General features: G+C 62.8%; 16 protein-coding genes and 4 tRNA genes. 6 read left to right on the plus strand and 14 right to left on the minus strand.

Annotated features, from left to right (window positions below; translation table 11 throughout):
- Nucleotides 1–63: 63 nt before the first annotated feature.
- From FNU76_RS15270 to FNU76_RS15280, 3 genes are read left to right on the plus strand one after another with little or no spacing between them, the layout of a single operon-like run.
- Entirely contained in the window at nt 64–2322 is a 2259-nt protein-coding gene (locus tag FNU76_RS15270) for an FdhF/YdeP family oxidoreductase (RefSeq protein ID WP_144278997.1), read from the plus strand.
- Entirely contained in the window at nt 2322–3158 is an 837-nt protein-coding gene (gene fdhD, locus FNU76_RS15275; RefSeq protein ID WP_223879040.1) for a formate dehydrogenase accessory sulfurtransferase FdhD, read from the plus strand. Before FNU76_RS15270 ends, fdhD begins: the two co-directional genes overlap by 1 nt.
- Before the next feature lie 40 nt (nt 3159–3198).
- Nucleotides 3199–3630 (plus strand): HD domain-containing protein, encoded by a 432-nt coding sequence (locus tag FNU76_RS15280; RefSeq protein ID WP_144278998.1) that lies wholly within the window; start codon nt 3199–3201, stop codon nt 3628–3630.
- 68 nt (nt 3631–3698) lie between these two features.
- Here FNU76_RS15280 and FNU76_RS15285 read toward each other — a convergent pair.
- From FNU76_RS15285 to FNU76_RS15305, 5 genes are all read right to left on the minus strand, one after another.
- A tRNA-Glu gene (locus tag FNU76_RS15285) sits at nt 3699–3774 on the minus strand.
- Between the two features lie 45 nt (nt 3775–3819).
- Nucleotides 3820–3895, minus strand: a tRNA-Ala gene (locus FNU76_RS15290).
- Between the two features lie 79 nt (nt 3896–3974).
- Nucleotides 3975–4050 (minus strand) — tRNA-Glu (locus FNU76_RS15295).
- A 45-nt stretch (nt 4051–4095) separates the two neighbouring features.
- Nucleotides 4096–4171, minus strand: a tRNA-Ala gene (locus FNU76_RS15300).
- Between the two features lie 87 nt (nt 4172–4258).
- The gene (locus tag FNU76_RS15305; RefSeq protein ID WP_144278999.1) at nt 4259–5050 is read right to left on the minus strand and encodes an outer membrane protein assembly factor BamD; all 792 of its coding nucleotides are present in this window, start codon (nt 5048–5050) and stop codon (nt 4259–4261) included.
- Between FNU76_RS15305 and rluD the strand changes: the two genes are divergently transcribed.
- Together rluD and pgeF are read left to right on the plus strand one after the other, a co-directional pair.
- Nucleotides 5049–6026, plus strand: a complete 978-nt coding sequence (gene rluD / locus FNU76_RS15310; protein ID WP_144280704.1) for a 23S rRNA pseudouridine(1911/1915/1917) synthase RluD — start codon at nt 5049–5051, stop codon at nt 6024–6026. The genes FNU76_RS15305 and rluD overlap by 2 nt on opposite strands.
- On the plus strand, nt 6023–6787 hold the full coding sequence (gene pgeF, locus FNU76_RS15315; RefSeq protein ID WP_144279000.1) for a peptidoglycan editing factor PgeF: 765 nt from the start codon (nt 6023–6025) through the stop codon (nt 6785–6787). Before rluD ends, pgeF begins: the two co-directional genes overlap by 4 nt.
- Nucleotides 6788–6851: 64 nt before the next feature.
- Here pgeF and FNU76_RS15320 read toward each other — a convergent pair whose 3' ends face one another.
- The 7 genes from FNU76_RS15320 to FNU76_RS15350 all read right to left on the minus strand — a co-directional run bounded on the left by FNU76_RS15320 (nt 6852) and on the right by FNU76_RS15350 (nt 11281).
- Entirely contained in the window at nt 6852–7130 is a 279-nt protein-coding gene (locus FNU76_RS15320; RefSeq protein ID WP_144279001.1) for a TFIIB-type zinc ribbon-containing protein, read from the minus strand.
- Nucleotides 7131–7188: 58 nt separating this feature from the next.
- A complete protein-coding gene (locus tag FNU76_RS15325; protein WP_144279002.1) occupies nt 7189–7710 on the minus strand; it encodes a DUF3299 domain-containing protein in 522 nt (173 codons plus the stop codon).
- A gap of 9 nt (nt 7711–7719) precedes the next feature.
- Nucleotides 7720–8613 (minus strand): metal ABC transporter substrate-binding protein, encoded by an 894-nt coding sequence (locus FNU76_RS15330; protein WP_144279003.1) that lies wholly within the window; start codon nt 8611–8613, stop codon nt 7720–7722.
- 19 nt (nt 8614–8632) lie between these two features.
- Nucleotides 8633–9505: a metal ABC transporter permease gene (locus FNU76_RS15335; protein ID WP_144279004.1), complete on the minus strand. Its 873-nt coding sequence runs from the start codon at nt 9503–9505 to the stop codon at nt 8633–8635.
- A gap of 14 nt (nt 9506–9519) precedes the next feature.
- Nucleotides 9520–10350 carry a zinc ABC transporter ATP-binding protein AztA gene (aztA, locus tag FNU76_RS15340; protein WP_144279005.1) on the minus strand — a complete coding sequence of 277 codons (831 nt, stop codon included), beginning with the start codon at nt 10348–10350 and terminating at the stop codon, nt 9520–9522.
- Nucleotides 10351–10459: 109 nt separating this feature from the next.
- Entirely contained in the window at nt 10460–10933 is a 474-nt protein-coding gene (locus FNU76_RS15345) for a Fur family transcriptional regulator (protein ID WP_144279006.1), read from the minus strand.
- A 75-nt stretch (nt 10934–11008) separates the two neighbouring features.
- Nucleotides 11009–11281, minus strand: coding sequence for a hypothetical protein (locus FNU76_RS15350; protein ID WP_144279007.1), 273 nt, complete (start codon nt 11279–11281; stop codon nt 11009–11011).
- Nucleotides 11282–11447: 166 nt separating this feature from the next.
- Here FNU76_RS15350 and FNU76_RS15355 point away from each other — a divergent pair, with 166 nt between their 5' ends.
- Nucleotides 11448–12473: an NAD(P)H-dependent flavin oxidoreductase gene (locus tag FNU76_RS15355; RefSeq protein ID WP_144279008.1), complete on the plus strand. Its 1026-nt coding sequence runs from the start codon at nt 11448–11450 to the stop codon at nt 12471–12473.
- Between the two features lie 19 nt (nt 12474–12492).
- On the opposite strand, the gene FNU76_RS15360 is transcribed toward FNU76_RS15355, so the two are convergent.
- Together FNU76_RS15360 and FNU76_RS15365 are read right to left on the minus strand one after the other, a co-directional pair.
- Nucleotides 12493–14037, minus strand: coding sequence for a methyl-accepting chemotaxis protein (locus FNU76_RS15360; protein ID WP_144279009.1), 1545 nt, complete (start codon nt 14035–14037; stop codon nt 12493–12495).
- Nucleotides 14038–14105: 68 nt separating this feature from the next.
- On the minus strand, nt 14106–16553 hold the full coding sequence (locus FNU76_RS15365) for a phosphocholine-specific phospholipase C (protein WP_179958135.1): 2448 nt from the start codon (nt 16551–16553) through the stop codon (nt 14106–14108).
- Nucleotides 16554–16736 lie beyond the last annotated feature (183 nt).

Here is a 16736-nt window from a genome sequence, read left to right on the forward strand (position 1 = left end):
ATGCTTACCCGCCAGAGCCGGCCGGCCCTCACCAGTTTCACTCTCCCGCTCCGGAAACCCGCCATGAAGCAGCGCATCAGCCTCTATCGACAACCCGCCGGCGGCTGGGGCGCCTTGAAAAGCTCCCTGCAACATCTGCGCGAGCAAAAGGTCGCCGGCCTGGGCTTCAATACGCTGCTGCACACCAATCAGCCCGACGGCTTCGATTGTCCGGGCTGCGCCTGGCCGGACAAGAATCACCATTCCAGTTTTGAGTTTTGCGAGAACGGCGTCAAGGCGGTCGCCGCCGAGGCCACCAGCCGGCGGGTCGGCGCCGATTTCTTTGCCGTCCATACCGTCGAATGGCTGATGGCGCAGGATGATTTCAGCCTGGAAGCGCTGGGCAGGCTGACCGAACCCCTCCGCTACGACACGGCGAGCGACCGCTATCTGCCCATCGCCTGGGATGAGGCTTTCCAGCTGGTTGCCCGCCATTTGCAGGCACTGGCAAGCCCCGATCAGGCCGCTTTCTATACTTCGGGACGTACCTCCAACGAAGCCGCTTTTCTGTACCAATTGCTGGTACGCGAATTCGGGACCAATAACCTGCCCGATTGTTCCAATATGTGCCACGAGTCGTCCGGCGTGGCGATGACGGAGCAGATCGGCATCGGCAAGGGTACGGTCACGCTGGATGACTTCGACCAGGCGCAGGCCATCTTTATCTTTGGGCAGAATCCAGGCACCAATCACCCTCGCATGCTGGAAGCCTTACGCGCGGCGGCCAGGCGCGGTTGCCGTATCGTCGTGTTCAACCCCTTACGCGAGCGGGGCCTGGAGCGTTTTACCCATCCGCAAGACGCATGGCAGATGCTGAGCGGCGGCAGCAGCGCCATCGCGTCGAACTACTACCAGCTCCGCATCGGCGGCGATCTGGCCACGGTAAAGGGCATGATCAAGGCCTTGCTGGAGGGCGACCGGCTCGACCGGACATTTATCGACACCCATACCCGCGGTTTTACCGAACTCGCCGCCGATATCGCGGCTCAGCCCTGGCCTGAGTTGATTGCAGAGTCCGGCCTGAGCGAGGCGCAAATACGCGAGGCCGCTGCGATCTATGCCGCCAGCGATGCCACCATCTGTACCTGGGGGATGGGCATCACCCAGCACAAGCATTCGGTGGCGACCATCCAGATGCTGGTCAATCTTTTGCTGCTGGGCGGCAATATCGGCAAGGCGGGAGCCGGCGCCTGCCCGGTGCGCGGCCATTCCAATGTGCAGGGCGACCGCACCATGGGCATCAATGAAAAGCCCGGTCCTGCCTTCCTGGATCGCTTGGGTAAGGCCTTCGATTTTGCACCGCCGCGCGTGCATGGCTATGACGTGGTCGGCAGTATCGAGGCGATGTTGGCCGGACAACTGAAGGTCTTTATCGCCCTGGGCGGCAACTTTGCCGCCGCCACCCCGGATACCGTGCGCAGCTGGCAAGCCCTGCAACAGTGCGAACTGACCGTCCATATCACCACCAAGCTCAATCGCTCCCATCTGGTGCATGGCAAGCAGGCCTTGATCCTGCCCTGTCTTGGGCGCACCGAAATCGATCTGCAGGCCGGCGGCATACAAGGCATCACGGTGGAAGACTCGATGAGCATGGTGCATCTCTCCGCCGGCATCAATCCGCCGGCGGCCGCCGCCCTGTTGTCCGAGCCCGTCATCGTCGCGCGCCTGGCGGCCGCAACCTTGCCGGCCAGCAAGACGCCCTGGCTGTGGATGGTGGAGGACTATGACCGCATACGCGCCAAGATCGCCGAAGTGGTGGAGGGCTTTACCGATTTCAATGCCCGCGTGCGGGTGCCGGGTGGTTTCTACCTGGGTAATAGCGCCCGCGAGCGGCGTTGGCGCACCGAGGGCGACAAAGCGCGCTTTATGGTCCATCCGCTGGCGGGAACCGGCCGCGACGAGGATGCCGGCACGGGGCCGGGGCGGCTGTTCAAATTGATGACGGTGCGCAGCCACGACCAATACAACACCACGGTATACGGCTTCGACGATCGCTATCGCGGCGTCAGCGGGCATCGCCGGGTGTGTTTCATCAATCCCGCCGATCTGCGCGCGCTGGGATTGCAGGCGGGGCAGTGGGTGGATATCCGTTCGCAATGGCGCGATGGCGAGCGGCTGGCAAAACGCTTTCTGCTGGTGGCGTACGATATTCCGGCAGGCTGCCTGGCCAGCTATTTTCCCGAGACCAACTGCCTGGTGCCCTTGAGTAGTTTCGCCGACCGTTCCCGTACGCCTACCTCCAAGTCGATTTCGGTGCGGCTCAGTCCGAGCGCGGAGAACTGATGGACCAAGCGGACGAGTGGATGATGGCGCCGGCAAAGAACGAAACCCTCCCGCCCGGTGTGCACGCACATGAGGCGCAACGTATCGATGCCGGCCACCGAGTGTCGCGGCGGGAGCTGCTGGCCGAAGAAACACCCCTGGCCCTGGTCTACAACGAGCTCTCCCATGCGGTGATGATGGCCAGCCCGCTGGACCTGGAGGATTTCGCGCTGGGTTTCAGCCTGTGCGAAGGGATAGCCTTGGCGGCGACCGATCTGCGCGAGATTGAAATCGTGCGCTTGCCCCAAGGCATCGAATTGCGGATCGGTTTGGCCCAGGCCCGCTTCTGGCAGCTGAAGCAGCGCCGGCGGCATATGACAGGCCGTACCGGCTGCGGCCTGTGCGGGGTCGAAGCGCTGGACGCTGCCATCCGGCCCATTGCCGTGGTCGATAGCGCGCCGCTGGTGACCGCCGCCGCCATTTCGCAAGGCCTGTTGCAGCTGGAAGCGCAACAATCCCTGAATCGGCTGACTGGCGCCGTCCACGCGGCGGCATGCCTGGGGGAGTCGAATGCGCTGCTGGTCCGCGAAGACGTCGGTCGGCATAACGCGCTGGACAAGTTGATTGGCGCGATGGCAAAGCAAGCCGTTTTACCGCATGTCTTGTTGTTGAGCTCGCGCGCTTCCTACGAGATGGTGCATAAAGCCGCCAGCGCCAATTTCGCCATCGTCGCCGCGATTTCCGCCCCGACCGCCCTGGCGGTGGAATTGGCGGAGCAGGCGGGCATCACCTTGATCGGCTTCGCCCGTGGCGAGCGCTTGACCATCTATACCCACCCCGCGCGGGTCCTGGAATAGGCTAGATTGAGTAAGACCCACGCTTGCGCAAAGGAATGCCATGCCTACGCTGGAACGTGCCATCGAAATCGCCGCACGGGCGCATGCCGGCCAGACCGACAAGGCCGGCCAGCCCTATATCCTGCATCCCCTGCGCATCATGCTGGCGGTCAGGACGCCGTCCGAGCGTATGGCCGCCGTGCTGCATGATGTGGTCGAAGATACCTCGATTACCTTGGACGACTTGAGGGCGGAAGGATTTTCCGAAGCAGTGCTGGAGGCGGTAGCAGCGCTGACCAAAAGTCCGGGAGAAGCCAGGCTGGATGCCGCGAAACGCGCTGCGGCGAATGCCATCGCGCGGAATGTGAAGCTGGCGGACGTGGCCGACAATATGGATCTGGGCCGCATTCCCGCACCTACCGAAAAAGACTACGCACGACTCAAGGAATATGAGCAGGTGAGGGCGCTGCTATTGGCGCATGGCGCCGGCTGAGCGGAATGGGCGAATGCGACCGACAAAAGAAAACCGGGCACCTGTTGGTGCCCGGTTTTACGCCGTATTGGCGTCCCCACGGGGATTCGAACCCCGGTAGTCACCGTGAAAGGGTGGTGTCCTAGGCCTCTAGACGATGGGGACTATGGCCGTTCGATCAGCCGGCTTGGGACCGGTAGACCTTGTTCTTGGTGGAGGTAAACGGGATCGAACCGATGACCTCTTGCATGCCATGCAAGCGCTCTCCCAGCTGAGCTATACCCCCAAATACCGCATGCGATGCCACTCGCGTTTCGATTGACGCTGTCGTTATTGTAATACATAACGACATCGACAATCTGTGTTGGCGTCCCCACGGGGATTCGAACCCCGGTAGTCACCGTGAAAGGGTGGTGTCCTAGGCCTCTAGACGATGGGGACTTTGGCCGTTCAATCTACCGGCGTGGGACCGATAGACCGTGTTCTTGGTGGAGGTAAACGGGATCGAACCGATGACCTCTTGCATGCCATGCAAGCGCTCTCCCAGCTGAGCTATACCCCCACTCGGGCTTCGTCGCGGTGTTGGCTGCGGCGAAGAGACGCGCATATTAAGGAGCTTCTTCCTGCTTGTAAACCCCTTTTTTCAAAATCACCAAAGTTTCCACCATGGCGACTCGGCCAGGATGCTTTCTTCGGTGATTTTGCTCTGCGGATAATTCTTGGCAAACACGCGGCGGGCATCATCGCGCAGTTCGTTCTGGCCCAGCTTGTCGTAAGCGGCCGCCATCATCGCCAGGGCGGTTTCCACCCGGTCGGTATTGGCATAGTTCAGGACCACTTCCTTGCTGCGATTGGCCGCTGCCAGATAGGCGCCGCGCTTGTAGTAATAGCTGGCCACCGAAAGATCGTGGTCGGCCAGGGCGGTGACCAGGAAGGCCATGCGGTCGCGCGAGTCCGGCGCATAGCGGCTTTGCGGGAAGCGGGTCACCAGGTCGCGGAAGGCTTCGAAAGATTCCTTGGCGGCCTTGGGGTCGCGTTCGGCCATATTCTGCTTGGCGATGCTGGCGAACAAGGTGCGGTCGTCGATAAAGTTGACCAGGCCTCTCAGGTAGAGGGCGTAATCGACATTGGGGTTGGCAGGGTGCTGCTTCAGAAAGCGGTCGATGGCGGCGAGGGCCAGGGTCGGCTCCTGGTCCTTGAAATTGGCATAGGCGATTTCGAGGTCGGCTTGCTGGGCGTAGCGGCCATAGGGGTAGCGCGCCTGCAAGGATTCGAACAATTTCACCGAGCGGGTGTAATTGCCGCTGTCCAGTTCGGACTTGGCTTCGCTATACATCTGTTCGGCAGTGGCGCCGGAATTTTCTTCGCTGGGCTTCTGATTCAGCGAGCCGCAAGCCGTCAACAGTAAGGCGAGGGCAAGGAAAGGTAGAATGCGCTTCATGGAACACTCCGATATCGAAGCTGACGATTATAACGATTCGGCCGAAACGCTACGCGTTACTGTGCCGAAAGATGTGGGTGGCGGTCGGCTGGATGCCGTCTTGGCCAAACTATTGCCCGACTATTCCCGCAGCCGCTTGGCTCGCTGGATAGACGAGGGCAGTGTGTTGCTCAACGACAAGCCGGCCAGCCCCAAAACCAAGTTATGGGGGGGCGAGACCATCCTGGTCGAGGTAAAGCCCGATCCGCAACAGACCGCCTTCCAGCCGGAAGCGCTGGACTTCCCGGTGATCTACCAGGATGCCACCCTTGTCGTCATCGACAAGCCGGCAGGCCTGGTGGTTCACCCGGCGGCGGGAAACTGGTCCGGCACCCTCTTGAATGGACTGTTGTATCGCTACCCGGAACTGGCCGGCGTGCCGAGAGCCGGCATTGTGCACCGCCTGGACAAGGACACCAGCGGTTTGATGGTGGTGGCGCGCACGCTCAAGGCGCAAACCGAGCTGGTACGCCAGTTGCAGGCCCGCACGGTAAAACGGCACTACCTGGCCATCGCGCAGGGAAACCTGGCGCGCGACGGCAAGGTGGATGCGCCGATTGGCCGCGATCCGAAGAATCGCTTGAAAATGGCGGTGGTGGACAATGGCAAACCCGCCGTGACCCACTACACCATCCTGGAAAATTTTACCCGCCACTGCCTGGTGGAATGCCGCCTGGAAACCGGCCGTACCCATCAGATACGGGTACATATGGCCCATCTCGGCCACTCCCTGGCCGCCGACCCGGTCTATGGCGGCCGGCCTTCCAGCCATTCCCCGGCCATGCTGGCCATGTTGGCCGGCTTCGGGCGGCAGGCCTTGCATGCGGCCAGGCTGGGACTGATCCATCCAGAGACGGGCGAAGCGCAGCAGTGGGAGTGTCCGCTACCCGCCGATATGCAGGCCCTGCTGGCGCTACTGCGCGAGGAAAACACATGAGCGACTGGCTCGCACAGGCCTTGCAAGCGGACTGGCCGGCCCCCGCCGGCGTGCGCACCTTATCGACGACCCGGCTGGGCGGCAGCGGACGGGCGCCTTACGACAGTTTCAATCTGGGTACCCATGTCGGCGACGAAGCCGCGATGGTATCCGCCAACCGGGCCACGCTGCGGCTGGCCTTGCCGGCCGAGCCGGTCTGGCTGGAGCAGGTACATGGCACCGCCGTGATCGATGCCGGGGCGGCCCATGCCGGGGCGGCCCATGCCGACTTGCCCCGCGCCGATGCGAGCGTGAGCCTGCGGCCCGGTCCGGTGTGCGTGGTGATGACGGCGGATTGCCTGCCGGTATTGTTCGCCCGCGCGGACGGCCAGGCGGTGGGCGCGGCGCACGCCGGCTGGCGCGGCCTGTGCGATGGCGTGCTGGAGACCACCCTGGCTAGCTTGCGCGGGCAAGATAAGCGGGCGGAAGTACTGGCCTGGCTGGGACCGGCGATCGGACCTGGCGCTTTCGAGGTGGGCGATGAGGTCAAGGCGGCTTTTGTCGCCCGCGATGCCGCTGCGGCGTCGGCATTCAAGCCAGGCGCGGCGCCGGGCAAATGGTGGGCGGATATCTACCAATTGGCGCGGCAGCGATTGACGGCTGCCGGTGTGACCCGGATCTACGGAGGGGGATTATGTACGGTGAGCGATCCGCGCCGCTTCTTTTCCTACCGGCGCGATGGCCGCTGCGGGCGGATGGCGAGTTTGATCTGGCTGGAATAAGCAAAAGGGGCGCCTTGCAGCGCCCCCTGGACCGTCATCCCGATGTCGGGATCAAGCGGCAAGCTTAATCGAACAGCTCTTCCAGAAAGCTCTTCTTGCGATAAGGCTTCTGACCATAGTGTTTATCGCCATGGTGGCTCTGCTCATGCCGGCCATGCTGCGGCGGATAGGACAAGGGCGCGGCGGTGTGGGCAGGGGCGGAAGCCTGGCGGCTTTGCTCGACGATCTTGTCCAGCTCGCCACGGTCCAGCCAAACGCCGCGACATTGCGGGCAATAGTCGATTTCGACGCCGGCGCGTTCACTCATGACCAAGGCGGTCTGCTTGCATACAGGACAGTACATCAATCGCTCCGAGAAAGAATCACGATCAGATTAGACACTTATGTCCGACAAAGTTCCATTATTCGATCTGGCGGACATTATCCAAGCGGTAATAGAGGCCGTTGGCATCGTTTTTCAGTACGGATAGCTTACCGGACAGGGCGATCGCGCCATATACCAATCTGACCGGCGTCACGGCCATTATCTCGACAACCTCCTCGGACCCGCCAGGCAGGCAGAAGTCGCAACTGGGCGCCGTGGCGGCGAGAATAAAATGGTCCTGCATCTCGCTTAGCCCCAGCGGCACCATATAGCCTTGCAGCTTCACGTCTTGCTGGTCGAGTGCCAGGACCCCGGCGTCGAATTGGGGCGCCCATCGTTGGCCTTGCGGCGCGAGGCGTACTCCCGCCAGGGTGCGCCAGGTGACGAAGCCCTCGCGGTCGGCCAGCGCTTCGCCTGGCGCATGTCTGATGCCGGCGGCGGCATTGGCGCCTGGTGCCGGGGCCGTGGGACGGCTACCTGCATCGGTGGCCGGAACCGCCAATCCCATCATCAGCAGCAGGGCCGAGCTTATCCGTCCCAGTGCGGCGGACTGCGGCATGGCCAGCGGTCAGTTCTGCTTCATACCGGCCACCAGGGTGCCGATATTGTGCCGCATCATCGCCAGGTAGCTCGCGGCGGGCCCGTCGGGGCCGGACAGGGCATCGGAAAACAGCTTGCCTTGATTGATCCGTCCGCCGGTCTCGCGGCTGATCTGCTCCAGGAGCTTGGGATTGCTGATGTTTTCGACAAAGACGGCCTTGATGCCCTGTTGCTTGGCTTGGCGAATCAGCTTGCCAACTTCGCGCGCGGAAGCTTCCGCTTCGGTATTCATGCCCTGCGGCGCCAGGAACTGGATGCCGAAACGCCGGCCCAGATAGCCGAAGGCATCGTGCGAGGTGATCACGCGGCGCTTGGCCGGGGCGATGCCCGCTACCTGTTCCGCCGCCCACTTTTCCAGGGCGAACAGCTCATTGTTGTAATTGTCCGCGCGCTGGCGGTAGTAATCGGCATTGGCCGGATCGGCGCTCACCAGGCTGGCGGCGATATTGCTGACATATTGGCGCACCCGGGCCGGGTCCTGCCAGGCATGCGGGTCGAGTTTGCCGCGGGCAGCGGGGTCGCCGCCCATTTTCTGGGCGGTGATCTTATCGCTGGCCACCAGCCTGGCCGCCTTGTATTGGCTGGCACGGATCAAGCGATCCATCCAGCCCTCATAGCCTATGCCATTGACCACCAACAGGCGGGCGCCGACCAGGATCTTGCCGTCCTGCGGGCTGGGCTGGTAGACATGGGCATCGCCATCGGGTCCGACCAGGCTGCGTACGGCCACCTTGTCGCCGCCGACCTGTTGGACCAGGTCGCCCAGGATGCTGAAGGAGGCGACTACCGGCAGCTTGTCCGCCGCCTGGGCGGCAAGGCCCAGGGAGGCGAGCAGGGCGGGGAGGATAATGCTGAATTTCATGTCTGGTACTCCAAGGGACTCACGCTTCAAGATGCCGGCGGCCGAGCCAGCGCCAAAGCAGGCCGCCACGGGCGCCAACGGTCAGGGAAGCAAAATAGGCCAAGCCGGCGGTCAGGATGATGCTGGGGCCGGACGGCAGATCGCCGTGATAGGAAATCAGCAGCCCGGCATAGCCGGAAAACAAGGCGATCAGCAAGGCAATCGACAACAAGGCGGGTAGCTCCTTGGCCCACAGCCGGGCGCTGGCGGCCGGCAACATCATCAAGCCCACCGCCATCAGGGTGCCCAAAGCCTGGAAACCGGACACCAGGTTGAGCACCACCAGGATCAGAAAGGCAAAGTGGGCCCAGGCGCCGCGGCCGCCCATGCTGCGCAGGAACTCCGGGTCGAAGCTTTCCACCACCAGCGGCCGGTACAGCACGGCCAGCGCGACCAGGGTCACGCTGGCGACCGAGGCAAGGAACAGCAGCGCCACCTGGTCCACGGCCAGCACGGTGCCGAACAGGATGTGCATCAGGTCCACATTGCTGCCCCACTTGGAAACCAACAGCACCCCGGCCGCGAGCGAGACCAGGTAGAAGGCGGCGAAGCTGGCATCTTCCTTGAGCTGGGTGACCCGGGTAATCAAGCCGGCGCCGAGCACCACCACCAGGCCGGCCACCAGGCCGCCTATGCTCATGGCGGTCAAGGAGAGGCCGTAGACGATAAATGCAACGGCGGCGCCCGGCAGGATGGCGTGGCTCATGGCATCCCCGACCAGGCTCATGCGCCGTAATACCAGGAAAAGCCCGATAGGCGCGCACCCCAAGGCCAATGCCAGGCAGCCGATCAGGGCATGGCGCATAAAGGCGAATTCGGCAAAGGGCTGCCAAAGGATTTCATAGAGGCTCATCGCGGCAATCTGGCTCAGTGGTGCAGGGCGGAATGGTCATGGACATGCTCGACCGGGGCGATGGATTCGTCGCGATGGCAGATGGGCGCATTGTCGTCCCATGACTGGGGCATGCCATTGGAGCGGGCGATATTGGCCGCATTGAGCACCTGCGCGGTCGCGCCCCAGGCAACGCACTCCTTGGCCAGCAGCAAGGTCTGCGGAAAGTGGGCGCGGACCTGCTCGAAATCGTGCAGGACCGCGATGACGGTGCGGCCTTCCCGGCGCCAACCGGCCACCAGCGCCAACAGGTCGGCCGTGGTTCGGGCGTCCAGGGCGGTAAAGGGTTCGTCCAGCAGGATGACGCGGGCGTCTTGCAGCAGTAGGCGGGCGAACAGCACACGCTGGAACTGTCCGGCGGACAGCTCGTCCACCGAGCGTTTACCGAACCCGGCCAAGCCGACCCGCTCCAGTGCCGCATCCGCCCGTTGGCGCGCCGTTCGGCTGACCCGGCCGAACCAGCCGGAATGGCGCCAGTCGCCCAGCAACACCACATCCTGCACCGCCAGCGGGAAATCCCGCTCGATGGCGGCTTGTTGCGGCAGATAGGCCAGTTCGCGGCGGTCGATGCCGAGCAGGTCGATCTGGCCGTGGTTGGGTTGCATCAAGCCGACGATGGCCTTCAACAAGGTGCTTTTGCCGGCCCCGTTCGGGCCGACAATGGCGGTCAATTCACCGGCCTGAAAGCTGCCGCTGACGTGGTGGACCACCGGATGGCGGTGATAGGTCAAGGTCAGGTTGTGCAGGCGGATGGCGCAGTCGGCCGTTTCATTCGCCTGGCCGGCATGGGAATGTTGGTGGCTCATGCCTGGCCACCCAGTGCCCACCATACCGCCAGCCAGAGCACGGCCAGTAGCGGCATGACCAGCAAGATGCGTTGCAGAGCGGAAAGCGCGATCAGGCGGGTAGGGGATTTCATGCCGCCTCCGCGTGCTCGGCCAGGCTGCAGCGCTGGCAGAGTCCCCGTACTTCAATATCCTGAGTCGCAACCTGGAAGCCATGAACCGCGGCATCTTCCAGCAGGCGCGCTTCAATCCGCTCGTCGGTCAATTCCTTGACCGAATGGCAGCGGTTGCAGATCAGCATCAAGCCATGGTGAGGGTGCTCGAAGTCGCGGCAGGCAACAAAGGAATTGGTGGAATCGAGTTTATGGGCAAGCCCCGCGCTGACCAGGAAATCCAGCGCGCGATAGACCGTGGGAGGTGCCGCGGTGGGCTTTTGCTTCTGGATCTCGGCCAAAAGATCGTAGGCCTTCATCGAACCGGACGCGGCCAGTAACAGGGCCAGCACCTCGCGGCGTTGATCGGTCAGTTTTTCGCCGCGCGAGAGACACCATTGGGCAGCGGCGTCGAGCTCGTGGTCGAGAGAGGAGTGATGGCAAGGCTGCATGGTCAAATGTTATAACATAACATTTGTTGATCGCAAGGCCTATCTAAGGCCTAGCCGCACCTCACACCTGTATCTTTACGGCTTCTGGCCGCCGCCGGATTTGTCGAATTCGCTGTTTGATGAGGGCATCTCGACGGCGATGCTAAAGCCGGCGTCATCACTTTCTGCCTCGGCGGCCCTGGCCCGGTCATTGAGCCGCTTGCGGCGGTTGAGCTTTAGCCATAGAAAAGTGGGCAACAGACCGGCGAACAGCAGCGTGAATACACCCGATGCGACATGTCCGCCAACGATAGCGACGATGCCGATAACACAAACGACGTAGAGGTAACCGATAACAATAATGAGCATTATTTCTTTCCGGAGCGGCATGCCTGACTGAATCGGCACTGCATTGCGAGGACGGTTTTGCCGTCATCATATAAGCGAGCTGCGTGCTATGTTAATTTTCAAGCAAGCGCTCGTTTAAATCGCTAAGATCAATCCGCTATTTTCACCATTTTTGAGTAATGCCGCCATGCATACCCGCATAACCGAACTTTTCGGCATCGATCGCCCGCTGATTTGCCCGGGCATGAGCTATATCGCCCTGCCCGAGCTGGTTGCCGCGGTGGGTAATGCGGGCGGCCTGGGCATACTGGCAAGCGGCCCGTGGACCCCCGAACAGACGCGTGCCGCCATCCGCCGTGTCCGCGAGTTGAGCGACAAACCGTTCGGCGTGGGCGTGACCCTGCTGATGCCGGGTGCGGCCGAAAATGCCAGGGTGGCATTGGAGGAAGAAGTGCCCGTCATCAATTTCTCGCTGGGCAAGGGCGATTGGATCGTCGCAGCCGCACGCAACTACGGTGGCAAGGTGATCGCCACCGTCACCACCGAGAAACATGCGCGCGCGGCCGAGAAAATCGGCGTCGATGCCTTGCTGGTCACCGGGCATGAGGCAGCCGCCCATGGCGGCGCGGTGACGTCGCTGACGCTGATTCCGGCCGTGCGCAATGCCGTCCAGCTACCCATCATCGCCGCCGGCGGATTCGCCGATGGCCGTGGCCTGATCGCCGCGCTGGCGTTGGGCGCCGATGCGATCGCCATGGGCACGCGCTTGGCCGCCACCCGCGAAAGTCCCGTGCATGCCGCCACCAAGGGCATGATCGTGGCCAAGAATGTGAACGATACCCTTTACAGCGCCAAGTTCGACGGCATCCCCTGCCGCATCATGGATACCCCCACCGCCCGCCGCAAGGTGGCGCGCGCCTTGACCCTGCTGGAAGCGGTCCCGCGCGCCATGCTGTCGGCACGGCGCGCCGGCTTGTCGGCCGGCAAGGTGCTGGCCGGCGCTTTCGCCAATCCCGTCGCCATCAAGCAGCTGGCCCAATTCGGTGCCGCTACCGAAGCCATCAGGCTGTCCATCGAGGAGGGGGACCATGAGCGCGGCGTGCAACTGATCGGTCAGGCGCAGGGATTGGTACACGATCTGCCTGCCGTGGCGGATCTGTTTGCCCGCATCCTGGCGGAAGCCGAGTTGGTCAGGACAAACTTACAACGCTAAATCGGGATGTTGCGGCAGGCTACGCTGGTCCGCTCAAGCGAAAGCAGCCGAACTGCCGTTGCAATGCCGCTGCCCGCAGGCTGAGTTCCTGCGCGATGGCGACCAATTCCTCGGCGGTTGCCGCGCTTTGGGCGGCCATCTGTGCCAATTGCGTCAGCCCCAGGCGGCCTTGTTCGAAGCTGAGGGCCTGGCTGCTCGAACCCGCCGCCATGCCGCCCACCAGGGCGGCGGTATGACGGATGCTCGGGACGATATTGTTCAGCACCGTGCCCGCTTGTTCCGCCAGGATTACGCTCTCATTCGCCAGCTTGCCGATCGCGCTGGCGGCTTGCTGGCTGTGTTCGGCCAGGCGGCGTACTTCGGTTGCCACGACGGCGAATCCGCGCCCATGCTGTCCCGCCCGGGCGGCTTCGATACCGGCATTGAGCGCCAGCAGATTGGTCTGGTAGGCGATCTCGTTGATGATGCCCGTCTTGTCGGCAATATGCCTGATCGTGGCCAGGGCCTTGCGCACGGCGTCACCTCCTACCTGTGCCGCGTCAGCCGTCTGTAAAGCCACGCCCGCGGCCAATTGCGCCTGTACGTCGTTTTCGCGCACATTGCCACCCAGCTCGTCGAGTACCGAGGCGCTTTCTTCTATGGCAGCGGCCTGATCGCCGGCACTGCGTCCTACAATCTCGGACGTGGCGCTGACCTGGATAGCGGTATTCGCCAGCTGTTCGGCCGCTTGGCCGATTTCAGTCAATAGCTGGGTAAGCCGCCCATGCATTTCGGCCATGGCTTGCAATAGGCTTTCCGGTGGCGCCGTGGTGGCTTCGATCGGGCCGCGTAGGTCGCCCGCCGCGATGCGCCGGGCGACCAGCACTGCCTCCAGCGGCTCGCCGCCCAACAGTCGCCATAGCCGGCGCCAGATGCCCGCCAGCAATAGGCTTACCAGCCCAAGGGTCGCCAGTACGATACCGATATACAGATGGCGGGCCTGGTTCGCCTGGCTTGCCAGTCCTTGCCGCACTTGTGCCTGCAGCGTGGCCAGGCGCTGTTCTTCGTCCGCCACCATTTCGATCAATGCCTGGGTGATGGGCCGGTCTATTCCGACGATGCCGGCATCGATACGTTGGCCGCTGGCGTGGTCAGCCTGGTCGAATCCGACCAGTTCGCTGCGATAGCGGTCTCCCAGCCGGCGGTGTTCGGACAGCAAGCGTTCGACGGGGCCGGCGTCGCGCCCCAACTGATGCAAGCGGGCCGCCAGTTCGCTCAGCCCGCTACGCGTACTGGCTTCTTCGCGGTTGAATTGGGCCAGGTAGCGATCGTACTTGATCGGATCATTGCCGCGCAGCAGGATGTCCTTCCATTCCTGCACCTGGATCTTGAAATGCACATGGGTGTTTTCCAGCAACAGCAAGCGGGAAGTGGCGGCGCCGACGTTATGCAGATCAGCGTCGATCTGGCCGCTCAGCTGGCGCATTTGCCAGATCGCCCCGCCCGCCAGGCCCAGCGCGAGCGTAGCCATAACCAACAGAACCAGCAGGAACTGGCTCTTGAAGGAGATCGATCGTCGCTGCATGGGCTACCCCGCCGCCATTCATCCTTTATATATATAGGATGAATGGCGGCTTTCTTATGTCCGTCCGGTCAGCTCCTGATCACGCGTAGGCTCAGTCTTGCGGCAGCCTCGCCGTAACCGTTATCCAGGAACAAGGCCAGGAAATAGTCACCCTCGCCCAAGTCGCCGAGCACTTGACTGCCGGCTGCCGCGCTCAGATAGTTCCATTTCACGGCACTGTCCTTGCCGGGCAGCTGGCCCTGGCGGTAGATCCCCAGCCAATGCTTATTGCCGTTCGGCAGTCCGCGCCAGTTGACGGTCAGGCTTTCCCCCACCTTGATCTGCACGGCACTGGCACTGAAGGAGACTGCGGGCGCCGGAGCGGGTACCGGCAGGGGCGAAGGGAGGGATTGGGCCAGGCCGTTCAATACCGGATCGGTGTAATTCAGTCCTGCGCCTTCCAGATGGCCGGCCAGCCGGCGCCAATAACCCTCGTCCTCCTCCAGCGTGACGCCGAGGTCGTACCAGCCGTAGCTGGTCGTCACCGGCTTTAGTACGATGCGGCTCTGGCCGGCCGGTACTTCGATTTGCCGCACCGAGGTGTCGCCATAGGCGAGTTCCGTCAGCTTGAAACGGCAGGGTTGGCTACCCTCGTTGCTGAAGACCAGGCGCAGACAGCGGGCAGCGATATCCTCCTCCACCCGTACTTCAGCCTTGCGCGCCAGGCCGGCCACGCTGCCGCCGAATTCACGGCCAAAGCCATTCGGCCCCAATACGTTCAAATGGTAATGGCTGCCACTCCAATTCCAGGTCTCCAAATCGATGCGCTTGCCCGCCTCCACGCTGTAGTGCCAAGGTCCGTCGCTGCGCAACGCGGAGTAGACGATATAGCTGGCCGCCACCGTGCCGGTATTGGCAAAGCTAAGGCCATACTTGCGGGCCTCGCCAGGCGCCGCGCCGTCGACCTTCAGGCGGTACGGCATTGGGCAGGCGGAACGCGGTTGCGAACCGCCAACGGCTTCTTGTCGCGGCATGCTTTGCACCGCCGGCGGCAGGGCGTCGCGGCTGCCCCAGTTCTTGAAATAGCCGGCGCTGCGCGGCACGTTGGCGGGCCAGCCGCCATTAGGGTCGGCGAAGTTGAAAGCGCTGGTCAGATCGCCGCATACCGCCCGGCGCCAAGGCGAGATATGGCCGCAATGCACTTTCTCCCGCGATAGGCCCTTACCCTTTACCAACCACTCTTCCATGAAGCGTATCAGCGAGGTGTGGTCGAACAACTGAGAATTGACCCGGCCACCCTTGCTCCATGGCGAAATAACCAAGGTCGGCACACGCGGTCCCAAGCCGATGGGCTCGGCATTGTTATAGATTTCACCGACAGTGCCGTTGGGTAGGGTGCTGCGGCCACGGTCCGCGCTCAAGGGAGCCATGACGGGCGGCATGTGATCGAAAAAGCCGTCGTTTTCGTCATAGGTGATGATCAGCGCGGTCTTGGACCACACCGCCGGATTGTCCACCAGTGCGGACAGTAGGCGAGCGGCGAAATGCTCGCCGGCATTGGGGGTGTGGGAGGGGTGTTCGCAGTACTCGGTCGGCGCACAGATCCACGACACGCGCGGCAAGCGGTCGGCCCGGACATCCGCGGCGAATTCGTCGATCAGCCATTGGCCGCTGGTGCCGGCGGCATTCGCGCCGGTCGAACCCGGCGCCATCGCACGGCCGCGCCGATAGAGCGGGGCGCTGGGGGGAAGCCGCTGCCCGTTGGCATCCACCCGGAAATTCTTGAAATACTGCAGGTAGTTATCGCCGTAGTTATCCCATTCCTGATACACCTTCCAGCTGATGTCGTTGGCTTCCAGGATCTCGGCATAACTTCGCCATTCCAGCCCCTTGGCGGCCGGGTTGTCGTTGCCGATATCGGCGTTGTAGGTGCCGGCGTTGACATTGTAGAGGCGCTGGTCCTGCAAGCCGGTCAACACGCCATTGGCGTGGCCGCTGAGCGCATACAGGCGATTGGGATCGGTGGGGCCGAATATCGAGCAGTGGTAGGCATCGCAGACCGTAAAGGCATCGGCCAGGGCGTAATAGAACGGCAGGTCGGCGCGATTGAAGAAACCCATGCTGCGGACACTTTTGCGCGGCACCCAGCTATTCCAATCCTTCCACTGCGCCTCGCTGCCTTTCCAGGAATGATCCAGGCCGATCGTGAGGGCATTGGTGTTGCGCACGTCGAAGTGGTAGGGCAAGACATGGGCATTGCCATTCGGCTGATACCAGACCGGCTTGCCCGATGGCAGGCGGATGGCGCGCGGATCGTTGAATCCCCGCACTCCGGCCAGGCTGCCGAAGTAGTGGTCGAAGGAACGGTTTTCCTGCATCAGGAAAATAATGTGCTCCACGTCCCCCAGTCCGCCGCTGCCCTGGCTGGCGGGCGTGGCCAGGGCGCGAGCGATGACCTGGGAAAAACCGGGCGCACTGGCCAGGCCCATGGCGCCGGCAGCGATAAAACCTCTACGGGAAGGATTCTCTACCGACATTCCATTTGCTCCGCACTGAAAGAATGTTGGCATTCTTTGCGCGAAACAAGTCAGCGGTATGACAGACGGCTGCTGACAGCAGCATGTTTTGGCTGATCTGGACTGCACCGGTTGCGGATGTCCAACGTCCCGGGGGCAATCCAGGGTCCTTGATGTTCGGTAGCACCAGGGGCTACTATTTGA

It is taken from the genome of Chitinimonas arctica, from assembly GCF_007431345.1.
In the GTDB taxonomy this organism is placed as follows: domain Bacteria; phylum Pseudomonadota; class Gammaproteobacteria; order Burkholderiales; family Chitinimonadaceae; genus Chitinimonas; species Chitinimonas arctica.

Excerpts from the sequence above, each read along its gene's own strand:
- rluD (WP_144280704.1), top strand. The coding sequence starts at position 5,049 with ATGGAACACTCCGATATCGAAGCTGACGATTATAACGATTCGGCCGAA.
- fdhD (WP_223879040.1), top strand. The coding sequence starts at position 2,322 with ATGGACCAAGCGGACGAGTGGATGATGGCGCCGGCAAAGAACGAAACC.
- FNU76_RS15335 (WP_144279004.1), bottom strand. The coding sequence starts at position 9,505 with ATGAGCCTCTATGAAATCCTTTGGCAGCCCTTTGCCGAATTCGCCTTT.
- FNU76_RS15270 (WP_144278997.1), top strand. The coding sequence starts at position 64 with ATGAAGCAGCGCATCAGCCTCTATCGACAACCCGCCGGCGGCTGGGGC.
- FNU76_RS15320 (WP_144279001.1), bottom strand. The coding sequence starts at position 7,130 with ATGTACTGTCCTGTATGCAAGCAGACCGCCTTGGTCATGAGTGAACGC.
- FNU76_RS15365 (WP_179958135.1), bottom strand. The coding sequence starts at position 16,553 with ATGTCGGTAGAGAATCCTTCCCGTAGAGGTTTTATCGCTGCCGGCGCC.
- pgeF (WP_144279000.1), top strand. The coding sequence starts at position 6,023 with ATGAGCGACTGGCTCGCACAGGCCTTGCAAGCGGACTGGCCGGCCCCC.
- FNU76_RS15325 (WP_144279002.1), bottom strand. The coding sequence starts at position 7,710 with ATGCCGCAGTCCGCCGCACTGGGACGGATAAGCTCGGCCCTGCTGCTG.
- FNU76_RS15305 (WP_144278999.1), bottom strand. The coding sequence starts at position 5,050 with ATGAAGCGCATTCTACCTTTCCTTGCCCTCGCCTTACTGTTGACGGCT.
- FNU76_RS15280 (WP_144278998.1), top strand. The coding sequence starts at position 3,199 with ATGCCTACGCTGGAACGTGCCATCGAAATCGCCGCACGGGCGCATGCC.
- FNU76_RS15350 (WP_144279007.1), bottom strand. The coding sequence starts at position 11,281 with ATGCTCATTATTGTTATCGGTTACCTCTACGTCGTTTGTGTTATCGGC.
- FNU76_RS15360 (WP_144279009.1), bottom strand. The coding sequence starts at position 14,037 with ATGCAGCGACGATCGATCTCCTTCAAGAGCCAGTTCCTGCTGGTTCTG.
- FNU76_RS15355 (WP_144279008.1), top strand. The coding sequence starts at position 11,448 with ATGCATACCCGCATAACCGAACTTTTCGGCATCGATCGCCCGCTGATT.
- aztA (WP_144279005.1), bottom strand. The coding sequence starts at position 10,350 with ATGAGCCACCAACATTCCCATGCCGGCCAGGCGAATGAAACGGCCGAC.
- FNU76_RS15330 (WP_144279003.1), bottom strand. The coding sequence starts at position 8,613 with ATGAAATTCAGCATTATCCTCCCCGCCCTGCTCGCCTCCCTGGGCCTT.
- FNU76_RS15345 (WP_144279006.1), bottom strand. The coding sequence starts at position 10,933 with ATGCAGCCTTGCCATCACTCCTCTCTCGACCACGAGCTCGACGCCGCT.